Origin of the sequence: Citrobacter sp. wls613, from assembly GCF_005281195.1 — a bacterium.
Taxonomy (GTDB): domain Bacteria; phylum Pseudomonadota; class Gammaproteobacteria; order Enterobacterales; family Enterobacteriaceae; genus Citrobacter; species Citrobacter gillenii.
Window position 1 is genome coordinate 1 of sequence record NZ_SZXN01000073.1, and the last position, 11,305, is coordinate 11,305.

An 11,305-nucleotide genomic window follows, 5' to 3' on the forward strand; every position below is an offset into this window, starting at 1 on the left:
ATCTCATATCAGGGACTTGTTCGCACCTTCCTTAGGAATCCCCCTGGCATGCACCGTTAATATTTAATGGGAAACTTTCTTCGTCATAAACATGACAGCAATAAAATCAATATTCCTATAAATAAATTTAATGATGATAGTGAGTAACAGAATGAATAAACGTCTGCTGGCCATCTTTGTTCTGGGTCTGACAACCGCGACAACTGCATGCGCCATTACCCCGGCGATGCAGAAAAAATATGAACGCTCAGGCTGTACACAAATGAGTGAACTCAACGGTTGCGATGTGAATAAATCCTATGAGTGGAACCGCGATCACGGGTTTATCGACAATGCGGAAAACCATCATCAGCGCCATCATCGTCATGATGAAGACCGCCAGAACAGCGGTAATCAGGATAATCATGACCAGGCCGGTATCGACGGTAAGTTCACCGGTAATTATGTGGCTAAATTTGAAAACGGTCAACGCAGCGTTGATATTCACGTAGAAGATTCCGGCGTTTACATCAACGGCAATGAAGTACGCGATGTGAATACCTATAAAGATACGATGACCTTCCGCGTGGGGTATGCCACTTACACCCTGAAAGCGAACGGCCGCGGAAGCTGGAACGATAGCGACGCCGGTAACGCTGGCAAGATTGTGCGTGAATAACGGATGACACCACAATGAAAAAACTGATATCTGCACTGGTAATCATGGCCAGCCTGGCAGGCTGTGCTGAGCATCCGTACCTGTCTGCCGCAGCCGCAGGTGTAGGCGCTGCAGCGGTTGCCACGGCGATTGCTAACCACAAGAATCGTGAATCCAAACGCGATAAAGAGCATAAACGCCAGGAACAGGAAGACAGAGAAAACCAGCACGCCTGGCGACATCACCACCGCCATGACGACGACAACGACCAGTACTATCGCCGCTGAGTAGCCCCGAAGAGCGCTGAGATCACAGCGCTCTTACCTTCTGTGCGTTACAGTATGATGCTTTAACGCCGGAGTCTGGTATGGCTTTAACCCTTACGGTATTGCTTGAAAACACGCGCGCTGCCGGTGCTGACAAATCATTGCAGGCAGCCCCTGGGTTAAGCCTGCTCGTCCAGGATGAAACAACCTCTGTTTTGTTTGATACCGGGCCGGATGACAGCTTTAAGCTGAATGCCGCGAGAATGGGCGTTGACCTGTCTCAACTTACCGCCGTGGTACTCTCGCACGGGCATTACGATCACTGTGGCGGCGTGCCGTGGCTGGCGGATAATACGCACGTCATCTGCCATCCGCACATTGCCTGCGAGCGTTATTCTGCAATCACCGTTGCCGGATATAGCCAAAAAATCAAAAAATTATCACGCGAGAATGATTACTCTCGCCTGCATATGACCTATACCCGCGAGCCATTCCCGATTAGTGAGCGCTTTCTGTGGTCCGGAGAAATAAACGTGCCGACGCCACAGGCTTACGGCGTTATTCAGGAGCAAACACCCCAACCGGATTACATCACCGACGAAGGCGTATTGATTTATCAGTCTGAGCGTGGACTGATCATTATTACCGGCTGCGGGCATCGAGGAATAGAGAACATCGTCCGCCATTGTCAAAACATTACGGGTATCACCAGGATCTACGCCCTGATCGGCGGCTTTCATTTACGCGCGGCGTCGCCGCAAAAATTGTGGAAAACGCGTCGGTTTCTCCGTCAACAAAAGCCCGAAAAGTTGCTCGGCTGTCATTGCACCGGTTCGTGGGGACGTTTTTGGCTGCCCGGAACAGACGCGCCAGCAACGGGAGATGTGATTGTTCTGGCTGAGTGAGCACAGCGAATATGAACATAAAGATCGTCAAAATGATATTGAACATTCATCACATTATTCACATCAATATTGATTGATACACACAACCTTGATCTGGTCACTTATCATACAGAAATAGCCTTCACTACACTCAGATTAGCGGTATAACAAACAAGAGGTGGTGAATATGTATCGTTCTATTCTGGTGCCGATTGATATCTCTGAAACCGATGTAACGCGTCAGGTGATCCCACAGGTCGAGGCGCACGCAAAAACCGCAAAGGTCCATTTTTTAGCCGTTATCCCTACTGTCCCATTCTACGCATCACTGGGACTGGCCTACTCCAATGAATTCCCGGACAGAAGTGGCATTCAAGCTAAGGCCACCGAAAAGCTGCAAGAGATTGTTAAACAATTCAACATTCCTGCCGGCAGGACGGAACTGCACGTCGTTTACGGCCCGCCTAAAGATCAGATCTTAAAGTTAGCGGAAGCGGTAGATGCAGAACTCGTCATCATCGGTTCGCATAAGCCGGGTTTTAGCACTTATCTGCTGGGTTCAACGGCCTCCGCCGTGGTGCGCCACGCAAAATGCCCGGTGCTTGTAGTGCGGTGACATGCCGACAAAAGACCATACATACGGGAGCAAATCAGCTCCCGTTCTTATTCGTTTCGGATTTCCTGAGTCTCGCAGAAAAAGTCAAATACGGAGCGAAAGGTGGTTTGTTGCAATGCGAATACGACAGGGATGATTAGAGAGGAATGCTGTAAAATGGTACGCCCTGTAGGATTCGAACCTACGACCTACGGCTTAGAAGGCCGTTGCTCTATCCAACTGAGCTAAGGGCGCATTGCGAAGTGAAAACTTCATGCGGATGAAACGCGTGAATTATACGGTCAGCGCCTGCTGAGTCAATGCCTTTTGTTCTGGTTGCTTGCGAAGTGTACGAATGGTGGTTTTTTCTGCTCGTCCACGGGTATCCAGGAAATCACCTGGTAACAACTGAGGCGCCGTAAAGCCCGGTTTAAGGTTAAATGTATTTAGAAAATTAATGATTTTGCTTAACATTCTCCTACACCCTTCCCTGCGGTTTAGGATCCCTTCAATGTTAAGTATCGCCATCAAAGACGAAAATAGTCACTTCGAACATGGTCTGAAAATCATCATTACTCGTCTGACGAATCAGTGGCGTCAGGAGATTTGCTTCTTGCCTGTCGACGATATCGATCGTGCAGACATCGCCTTTTTATCGCTGGATGAAGAGTGGCTCAGCGCGGGCTGTTACGAAATCCCCCTCCACACCCGTCACCAGCATCGGGTCATTATTTGCAGAAAATGCGATAAAGATAAGCTGATGTTCAGGCCCTGCCTGTACATGCTACCGCTGATTTATCGCGAAGATGATGTCGAAGAGATCGGCAAAAAAATGGTACTCATTTTGCAAAAACGCGCACTCCGTACCAGCGTCCCTGCCACCATCTGTCACTACTGCACCACCCGCAACTTTTCCATTGCAGAGCGTCAGTTTTTAATGTTCCTCGCCAGCGGATATACCTTCGCCGAAACCGCACAGCTTCTTGCACTCAGTGAGGTAGAAGCGAAGGTAACGCGTCGGAGTATTATGAGAAAACTGCAGGTGAAAAATGAACAACAATTCTTAAGGTACATCAGGGTTAACCTGAGTTTTCTACAAAATTGAACCGTTTCTTATGCGCTGGAAACTTTATGAGAAATGTCTCATGTGCAATTAAGTATATGCGCCTACTGCCCCCATTTCTATGCTGCCACAATAATGCCTATGTGTTATTTCCGGGGTAAAAATAAAACACTCTCGGTAATATTTGCTCCGCGTGGGAGAATATCATGATGCCGAGCCTGTTATTGTGCAACGATAAATATGAGTACGCACATCCTTCAATAAAAAATGATGCTAACGTTCTACTTTCAACACTGAAATTAGAACCCATTGTCGAGTTATCGACTTCGCACCGATACGGCTTTGAAGTCCTGACCCACCTCCCGCGAAAAATGAATAGCGAGAACTATTTTCGCCAGCTTTCTTTCGCACAACAACAAAGCCTGTTTTATCGCCAAATATCCAACATCGTACATTATCAGCCCGGCTACGTTTATTCACTGAACCTGCCGATGAAGGCCTTTCTGAACTGGACGTCATTTCATTGGCGTGATGTTACGTATCCACCTAACCTTGTCATCGAAATACAGGACCCTGCTACATTCCTTTTGCTCAATGTTGCTCAACGCCATGTGGCGTATAACGCTATGCAGCATGTTGAAGCGTCAGGCACCCCTATCTGGATGGATGACATCAATGAAGAATTACTCATCGCATTCATTGAGGCTAATTGGCACCTGTCAGGCATTAAACTGGATAAAAATACTTTTTGGACACTGAGTAAAAAACCCAGCAGGCTCCAGCAGATCATTAAGAAAGGACAAGCTATCGCAAATCAGGTGATTATCGAAGGGATTGAAACCCAAACGCACAAGGAAATTGCCCAGCGAGCCGGCGCAAAATTGGGGCAGGGGTATTTATGGCCCGCCATTTATCCAGGGCAGGAGAAATAAAACGGAAAGGAAAACAGGAAGGATGCGCAGCGTACTACGTCGGGAACGACATCGCCGTTTACAAAACACTCACTGTACCCATCAATATCATCACTGTGCGCCGCAGGTATTTGACCGGCTTGAGTATCTGGCACAAAAAATCAATTATACATTACCGGGAGACACTGTATCTCAGGCAATTATCACCACTGATTACTATCTCGCATTTACACTGAACCGCTATTTATTTTCAGGTACCCGTACGGCTGTTTTCCAGAATTTTGAGTCGGCGCTCGACAGTCTGCAATCCCCTGAATCCAGTCAGTTAGTGATTGATATGGAAGGATTGCCATTCTCGTATTTCGAGACGATCCAACAGTTACGCCTGCTGGTTAAACAGCGTAATGACATACAGATTTTTTTATTACTCAACGATAATGACGAAAGTCTGGGTAAATTTATTGCCATGACCGGTCCTTTTTATGTTCTCCCCCGCCGTCAGCGCCTTGCAGACATACGTCACGCTTTATTATCGCCAAATCTAAATAATATTCATTCTTCGCGTTTGAACATGGCTGACTGGGAGATGGTTTCATTACTATTGCAAGGTGAATCCTTAAAAAAGATTGCCTGCATACAAAACCGGCCTTACCACCGGATTATCTATCGTCTGAATCAACTGATTACGTACCTCGGATTGCCACACCGCCAACGTTTTTTGCATCTGATACACCGTCTTAACGCTACCTCTCATCATTTAATTTAACACCATAAACCTTTGTGAAATAATATTTTTTAGGAAATTACTTATTTATCACTGAGACGCCCCATGTAATTTTTACATAAATTTAATATTTACAACTAATCCTGGTATTATGCCTGCGGCGTGCAAAGCACTTAACCCTACGAACTCTGTGCATTACGTCGTAATGGCCATCTAAGACCTCCTTAACAAAACCTAAACAATCAGCCTGTTGTGTTGTTTTTAGTATTTTAAAAAAACTTTCAATCTGCCATAATTAAAACAGAAGGAAAATAATACTAACAATCGTAAGCATATTGGGTTCTTTCAGTATATCGTAACAACCATTAAGAAGTTACTTACCGCAAGACTTTTCCGAATGAGTAGAGTAGGTATAATCCCTACTGTTTAATGATTAATTGTAAATTTTTCCTGGTGTGAAATGGATATTCCACACACTCATTGTTCTTACCAAGAACGGCTGAATAAACAAGGATGAAGTCTTATTTATTCGGTTCTTCTCGCAGAACAACCCTTGGCTATTTGACAATATTAATAACGCCTGATGTTTTATCAAAATCGCAAGATACACGAACAGTTTGAGGCATACAACAATGAAACCAGCATCCGTTATCATTATGGACGAACACCCTATTGTCAGAATGTCGATAGAAGTGCTGCTCGAAAAAAATAGTAATATCGAAGTGGTACTGAAAACTGACGACAGTCGTACAGCAATTGATCACCTACGCACCTATCCTGTCGATCTCGTCATTCTGGACATTGAACTGCCTGGTGCCGATGGATTTACCCTACTCAAGAGAATTAAATCACTGCAGGAAAAGACGCGGGTTCTGTTTCTGTCCTCAAAATCTGAATCTTTTTACGCCGGACGCGCTATCCGGGCAGGTGCAAATGGTTTTGTCAGTAAACGCAAGGACCTGAATGATATCTACAATGCGGTGAAAATGATCTTATCCGGTTATTCTTTTTTCCCGTCAGATACGCTTAACTTTATTAATAACATTAATATACGTAAAGGAGAGCTGAATGACATGCCGCTTTCCAATCGCGAGGTCACGGTGCTACGTTATCTGGCAAATGGGTTATCCAATAAAGAAATTGCAGAGCAGCTATTACTCAGCAATAAAACGATCAGTGCGCACAAAGCCAATATCTACTCTAAACTTGGTTTGCATACCATTGTCGAGCTGATCGATTACGCGAAAATGCATGAATTAATGTAACCCCACTCCCGACGAGATGACATTCGGGAGTGAGTGGTCAGTTATAGTTGATCATAAACGTCGCATCAGCCCTGGCAAGTCCGGGCTGGACCCCATCCGCTAAGGCAATATAGTTGGCGAAAAAGGTCAGTGTGGCATTGCCATTTTCGTCAATACTCACCGTCTGGCTCGCCTGTTCGAGCGGCAACCGTGTACGATCGCTGTCATGCAGTTCAATCGCCACCTTTTGCGCCATCGCCGTATTATCCAGCGCCAGTAGCGTGGTACCCGCTGCCGGCGTACCGGAAAAGGTGATTGACGCCGACCCAGGCGGGCAGCCTTCCAGCTTTAGCGAAAAAGGAACCGGTTGGGTGGTATCACCACTGGTTTTTAACTGCTTTGTCGGCCAGGTACCGAGGTCCACGTATTTATTGCTGTCGCTGGCAATCACGGCACAGGTAAAGTCCACTACATTACCGCGCAACTCAATATTGATCTCGCCCAACGACGTATCCGCCCGACTTAGCGAGGTAAACGACAGCAAGGCAGCAACCACCAACAGTATGCGAATGACCATTGCGCGCCTCTTAGTCATAATCTACTCGCAGATATCCACGGGCAGTAAATGGCCCTTCCGCCGGTTTATTGCCCGTCACGCTAACCGGCCACGCCCGGATACTGACGCTCGCCGCGGCGTTATCATCCAGGCGAAACGGAATGGTGCTGGACAGGTTGTTAGGTGTTAGCGGTACGCCGCTGCTGTCGGCAACAATAAAGCCTAAATCGGCGTTGTCCGACACCATCATTTGCCCCGAAGATCTTTCAGCTTCCACGCGCATGGTCAGGTAGGCCTGCGCGGCAACATTGGTACATTTTATGGCCATCGTTTTAGTCTGCGGGTTAACGCCTTCTGGCCGATTTCCAGCCCCAGCTTTGCTAAACAACGACGCCCCGATATCACCAAAATCAAACTCGACAACCTGTCCGGCATTCACTTCGCAGTTTTGCGGCACCTCGACCTTGCCGCTGTAGCTGATGGTGTATACCGGCACACTCAGGGCATCGCCGATGCTGGTCGTGACATAGACCCTGAACATCGTTTGGCGGGGGATTGGTACCATGTTAATAAATGAGCGGATCACTTTTAATTTGAATACCAGCTTTGAATCCATGACACCAAAGGGTTTCTGCTTAGGTACGTTTGGGTGAGTCCCCATACGAATATCGTTACGTGGAGGATAAAACAGTCCGGCATAGCTGTCGGTGATACTCATAGCCCCCAACAGGTAATCATTCAGCTTCAAATACTGAAAGCCCCCTTCCGTACTTTGCACCGGGAGTTCCGTCACGTAGCTGCGATAGGTGTAATTTACCGTCGTCCCCGCAGGACAGGTCGCATTAACCCCAACCCAGCCGGACTTTTCCGGCAACGTCACGACCTGACCGGGGCGGTTATTACTGCTGTTAAAGACGTTCGACAGATCGTAAAACACATCCGTCGGCGTGCCGTTCGAATTCTGGCAGACCGTGGCCCATGACGAATTTGCCAGCAGCAGTAAAGCGCTCCCGAGTAACCAACCAGTTTGTCGTTTCATCGTATTATTCCTTTCATGCCGACGGGCGTTCGCAGGTCACATTGGTGAGCGTTACCGCCTGTTTCAGGCTCTCCTCAGGCAAGGCATAGTGCGCCGTACAGCGCGCGTTCGCGCCTTCGCCCCACTGGATCAGCAACTCACCTTTTAGCGGCAAACCGCTCAGGTAGATTTGTCCATCGTCTCCCACCATGCTGGTTACGCCGCTGGCGGTTTCACGCACAATGGAGCCAAACGGCACCGGTTTACCCGCCTGTTGCGCCGTAATTAACGCGCGCACGCCGATACGTGTATCAAACGCCGCTCTTACCAGCGCCCCCTGTGTCGGTACTACGCTGCTGACGTTATTTTCCACATCGGTATGGTTGTTCATTGAATTGGTATCCAGCGCCACACGGTTATAGCGATAGACGGTGGCGTACGGCATGACCGCGTAACCACGCCAGTCGGTCTGCACCCCGGTCTGGTTCTCTATCCTTACTCCCTGGGCGCCTGGTGCTTTGATCAGCACATTGGTATCGCCCAGCGGCTGGCTCAGGGTGATTCCGTCCGCATGCCCAATCACGCCGCCGGAGAGCTGCCAGTTATAGTCATGCTGGTCGTGGTCGTAGTTGTATCCCATACCCAGCGTGCCATAGGTCGCCTGCCAGTTTGCGCTGGCGCTACCGCTGTAACCGTTGGTGCTGCTGTGCCCCTGGTTTACGCTGTAGCTCAGGTTGCGCCCGTCAAGCAACGTCCCGCCAATCCCGCTCTGCCAGCTGTTTTGTCCGTTGCTATTGCGGTTAGCGTTGAAGGTGGCATAGGTGCGATCAAGCGCGTTATCGCGCGTGTAGCGTCGCCCGGTCAACAGGCTAAACGGCACCGACATATTGAAGGCCAGAATCCTGTCGGTGTCGGCAATCCCTACCGATTCGTTCCACGACCAGGAGAGCGAATAGCTAATCCCCTGCCAGCCGCTGGCATATCCGAGCTGATACCAGGTATTGGTATCGGACGTATTCCAGTAAGTTTGCTGACTACCTGAGACATACAGCGATCCGTAATCTCCGAGATTCTGCGAGATGTTGATCTGAAAACGGCCTTTTTTGCTGTAGCTCAGATTGTGATAGCTCTGGACCACCGGCACTTTATGGCGATTGCCTTCGCTGTCGTATTCGTACTCGTAACCTTCCATATTGCGATACGCCACGTCGTCGAGGGTATAAAACCCCCGGGTCGAATAGCGATATCCCAGTAACTGGAAGTTGGTGCCGACATTATTCAGTGATTTTGCGTACAGAAAACGCAGCGATTGCCCCTGGTGGGTGCTGTCATCCGCCAGTTGGCTGCGCGCATGGGTTAAATCGACGGAGACCGCGCCCCAGTCGCCGAGGTTGCGCCCGGTACCGAACACCAGCGCGCGGTAACGAGAGGCCAACTGCGTGCCGCCATAGGCCGTATAGCCTTCAGGTAGCCCGGCGATTAACGTGCCCTGGACAAAAAACGGTGATGACTGCTGGCTGTTACCGCTGCGGAAATCCCCGGCCACCAGGTCGTATTTCAGTCGCCCTTCGCGCTGTAACAGTGGAACCGTGGAGTACGGGACGGTATAGCGCTGCTGGCTGCCATCTTTTTCATCTACCGTCACCTCCAGGTCACCGCTGGACGACGTCGGGTTAAGATCGGTAATCGAGAACGCCCCAGGCGACACATAGCTTTGATAGATAACATAACCGTTCTGGCGAATGGTCAGTTTCGCCGCCGTACGGGCAATGCCGCGAACCGTTGGCGCGTACCCCTGCAAGCTATCCGGATACATGCTGTCTGACGAGTAGAGCCGCGCCCCGCGAAACCCGACGCTGTCAAAGACGTCGTTACCGGTGTTGCTGTCACCCATCACCAGCTCACCTTTCAGCGGGATAATGGCGCGCTGAAGCCAGGTACCGATGTTTTTCCAGCTCTGCGAGTGATATCCGTCGCCTTTGGAATAGCTCCAGGCGCCGTTGTTTCTAAGCCGCCAGGGGCCATAATTCAGGCCGCTCAACATGCTTAAGAAATAGCTGTCAGAATCGCTGCCACGACTGCCGGTAAAGCTGTAGTTCACCAGCGCAGCCGGGATCCCTTCATCCCATTCCTCAGGCGGAATATATCCCCGCGCGCTGTTCAGCATACTGGCCTGCGGCAAGCTGATGTTCAGGCGTAGCGTAGAGAAATCGAAGGCGATTTCGCTGCCGGGGATAGCCTCGGGCAAATTAATACAGGTATTGTTCGGGTCCTGACTGAGCGCCGGAAACGCCGCCGTGTTGACCCCCAGGCGCTTAACCCAATCGAGACCAAAACATGGCGTCAGCCCACCAGATTTCTCGCCGGTACTCGCCTTACTGGTGGCAAAATGAACATCCTGGGTGGCAATAAATTCATCATTACGCCAGATATCCACGCGGTAGACGCCCTCAGGCTGGTGATTCCCTTTTTCAAAACGCGACAAATCCGCCACGGACGCCGTATCCGCAGATAAAAATGCCGGGTTAAAATAGCTTTCCCCGTGGCCTGACAGCGGAAATAAGGCAGCGAGCGTGGACAACGCCACGCCCGCCAGCGGTGGCGTAATCCCCGGTAACCGGCCAGGTAAGTACGTTGTCTTATTCATCGTTTATCAACGCACGCTAACCGTTTTGGCAGGTGTCACTGCCCCGTAGTCATTAACCGTCTGGAACGTCACGCTGCCCTGAACGCCCGCAGGCAGCGGGATCTGCGCCGCGTTCTTCGGTGCCACCATGACGTTATCAACCTTCGTTTTTCCCACATTGAGGTTAACCAGCGTGACGTAATACGCTGACGGATTCGTAATTTTCAGCTGCGTGCCGGAACGGGAAAATTGCAACATGCCGGGCGCGTCTTCCGGTACCTGTGGCAGGTTATTTGGGCGGACAAAGAGTTTAATACGCGACAAAATCGCCAGTTGCAGAACGTTTTTACCCTCAAGGCTGTCTTTATTGACTGACGGGATCGCCTTCACGTTCATCCAGAACAGCGATTCGCGGTCTGTAGGCAGTGGCTGACCGGCATAGATAATGCGCAGCGTATTTTCACTTTTGGGCTCGCTGACAAACAGTGGAGGCGTCACCACAAAGGCTTTTTCTTTAACGCCTGCGCTATTCTCAATCCATGAATTAACCAGGAAACGTTCTTTAGTATCGCTATTGCTAATAGCCAGCGATGTTTGTTTAGCCTCGGCGGGATAAATAACGCGGGTAGCTCCTAATGCAATTCCCCCAGCAGCCTGAGCACTGCAGGAAACAAATAAGGTGAGGAAAATAATAAAACCTGATTTAAGATAATTAAACATGGCTACAAATACCTTTGGTGTGATTATCGGGTAATGGTGCCAACTTACTGATTTAGTGTAT

General features: G+C 49.4%; 13 protein-coding genes and 1 tRNA gene. 8 read left to right on the forward strand and 6 right to left on the reverse strand.

Features of this window, described 5'->3' with window-relative positions; genetic code table 11:
* The first annotated feature begins 151 nt into the window (after nucleotides 1-151).
* From FDX01_RS18005 to uspF, 4 genes are all read left to right on the forward strand, one after another.
* Nucleotides 152-658, forward strand: coding sequence for a hypothetical protein (locus FDX01_RS18005; protein WP_117342170.1), 507 nt, complete (start codon nucleotides 152-154; stop codon nucleotides 656-658).
* 14 nt (nucleotides 659-672) lie between these two features.
* On the forward strand, nucleotides 673-924 hold the full coding sequence (locus tag FDX01_RS18010; protein ID WP_096757980.1) for a membrane lipoprotein lipid attachment site-containing protein: 252 nt from the start codon (nucleotides 673-675) through the stop codon (nucleotides 922-924).
* Nucleotides 925-1,004: 80 nt separating this feature from the next.
* A complete protein-coding gene (locus tag FDX01_RS18015; RefSeq protein WP_137400225.1) occupies nucleotides 1,005-1,808 on the forward strand; it encodes an MBL fold metallo-hydrolase in 804 nt (267 codons plus the stop codon).
* Nucleotides 1,809-1,974: 166 nt separating this feature from the next.
* A complete protein-coding gene (gene uspF, locus FDX01_RS18020) occupies nucleotides 1,975-2,403 on the forward strand; it encodes a universal stress protein UspF (RefSeq protein WP_096757984.1) in 429 nt (142 codons plus the stop codon).
* A 157-nt stretch (nucleotides 2,404-2,560) separates the two neighbouring features.
* Here uspF and FDX01_RS18025 read toward each other — a convergent pair.
* Nucleotides 2,561-2,637 (reverse strand) — tRNA-Arg (locus tag FDX01_RS18025).
* A gap of 39 nt (nucleotides 2,638-2,676) precedes the next feature.
* Nucleotides 2,677-2,856, reverse strand: a complete 180-nt coding sequence (locus FDX01_RS18030) for a hypothetical protein (RefSeq protein ID WP_115259164.1) — start codon at nucleotides 2,854-2,856, stop codon at nucleotides 2,677-2,679.
* Between the two features lie 37 nt (nucleotides 2,857-2,893).
* On the opposite strand from FDX01_RS18030, the gene fimW reads away from it, so the two are divergent.
* From fimW to fimZ, 4 genes are all read left to right on the forward strand, one after another.
* Entirely contained in the window at nucleotides 2,894-3,487 is a 594-nt protein-coding gene (gene fimW / locus FDX01_RS18035; RefSeq protein WP_137400226.1) for a fimbria biosynthesis transcriptional regulator FimW, read from the forward strand.
* 164 nt (nucleotides 3,488-3,651) lie between these two features.
* Nucleotides 3,652-4,377: an EAL domain-containing protein gene (locus tag FDX01_RS18040; RefSeq protein ID WP_137400227.1), complete on the forward strand. Its 726-nt coding sequence runs from the start codon at nucleotides 3,652-3,654 to the stop codon at nucleotides 4,375-4,377.
* Nucleotides 4,378-4,399: 22 nt separating this feature from the next.
* Nucleotides 4,400-5,122, forward strand: a complete 723-nt coding sequence (locus FDX01_RS18045; RefSeq protein WP_137400228.1) for a fimbriae Y protein — start codon at nucleotides 4,400-4,402, stop codon at nucleotides 5,120-5,122.
* Between the two features lie 590 nt (nucleotides 5,123-5,712).
* Nucleotides 5,713-6,345, forward strand: coding sequence for a fimbria biosynthesis transcriptional regulator FimZ (gene fimZ / locus FDX01_RS18050; protein WP_117342165.1), 633 nt, complete (start codon nucleotides 5,713-5,715; stop codon nucleotides 6,343-6,345).
* 37 nt (nucleotides 6,346-6,382) lie between these two features.
* Here the strand turns inward: fimZ and sfmF are convergent, their stop codons facing one another.
* Genes sfmF through fimC form a run of 4 tightly spaced genes read right to left on the reverse strand, consistent with a single transcriptional unit; the run spans nucleotide 6,383 to nucleotide 11,244 of the window.
* A complete protein-coding gene (gene sfmF, locus FDX01_RS18055; RefSeq protein WP_117342164.1) occupies nucleotides 6,383-6,901 on the reverse strand; it encodes a fimbria assembly protein in 519 nt (172 codons plus the stop codon).
* Nucleotides 6,902-6,911: 10 nt separating this feature from the next.
* Nucleotides 6,912-7,919 (reverse strand): type 1 fimbria D-mannose specific adhesin FimH, encoded by a 1,008-nt coding sequence (gene fimH / locus FDX01_RS18060; protein WP_117342163.1) that lies wholly within the window; start codon nucleotides 7,917-7,919, stop codon nucleotides 6,912-6,914.
* A gap of 13 nt (nucleotides 7,920-7,932) precedes the next feature.
* Complete coding sequence (locus FDX01_RS18065; protein ID WP_137400229.1) at nucleotides 7,933-10,545, reverse strand: fimbrial biogenesis usher protein; 2,613 nt, start codon at nucleotides 10,543-10,545, stop codon at nucleotides 7,933-7,935.
* A 6-nt stretch (nucleotides 10,546-10,551) separates the two neighbouring features.
* Nucleotides 10,552-11,244: a type 1 fimbria chaperone FimC gene (fimC, locus tag FDX01_RS18070; RefSeq protein WP_117342161.1), complete on the reverse strand. Its 693-nt coding sequence runs from the start codon at nucleotides 11,242-11,244 to the stop codon at nucleotides 10,552-10,554.
* Between the last annotated feature and the right edge of the window lie 61 nt (nucleotides 11,245-11,305).

Coding starts and splice junctions, on each gene's coding strand:
- fimC (WP_117342161.1), bottom strand. CDS start 11,244: ATGTTTAATTATCTTAAATCAGGTTTTATTATTTTCCTCACCTTATTT.
- FDX01_RS18010 (WP_096757980.1), top strand. CDS start 673: ATGAAAAAACTGATATCTGCACTGGTAATCATGGCCAGCCTGGCAGGC.
- FDX01_RS18015 (WP_137400225.1), top strand. CDS start 1,005: ATGGCTTTAACCCTTACGGTATTGCTTGAAAACACGCGCGCTGCCGGT.
- FDX01_RS18045 (WP_137400228.1), top strand. CDS start 4,400: ATGCGCAGCGTACTACGTCGGGAACGACATCGCCGTTTACAAAACACT.
- FDX01_RS18065 (WP_137400229.1), bottom strand. CDS start 10,545: ATGAATAAGACAACGTACTTACCTGGCCGGTTACCGGGGATTACGCCA.
- FDX01_RS18040 (WP_137400227.1), top strand. CDS start 3,652: ATGATGCCGAGCCTGTTATTGTGCAACGATAAATATGAGTACGCACAT.
- sfmF (WP_117342164.1), bottom strand. CDS start 6,901: ATGGTCATTCGCATACTGTTGGTGGTTGCTGCCTTGCTGTCGTTTACC.
- FDX01_RS18030 (WP_115259164.1), bottom strand. CDS start 2,856: ATGTTAAGCAAAATCATTAATTTTCTAAATACATTTAACCTTAAACCG.
- FDX01_RS18005 (WP_117342170.1), top strand. CDS start 152: ATGAATAAACGTCTGCTGGCCATCTTTGTTCTGGGTCTGACAACCGCG.
- uspF (WP_096757984.1), top strand. CDS start 1,975: ATGTATCGTTCTATTCTGGTGCCGATTGATATCTCTGAAACCGATGTA.
- fimH (WP_117342163.1), bottom strand. CDS start 7,919: ATGAAACGACAAACTGGTTGGTTACTCGGGAGCGCTTTACTGCTGCTG.
- fimZ (WP_117342165.1), top strand. CDS start 5,713: ATGAAACCAGCATCCGTTATCATTATGGACGAACACCCTATTGTCAGA.
- fimW (WP_137400226.1), top strand. CDS start 2,894: ATGTTAAGTATCGCCATCAAAGACGAAAATAGTCACTTCGAACATGGT.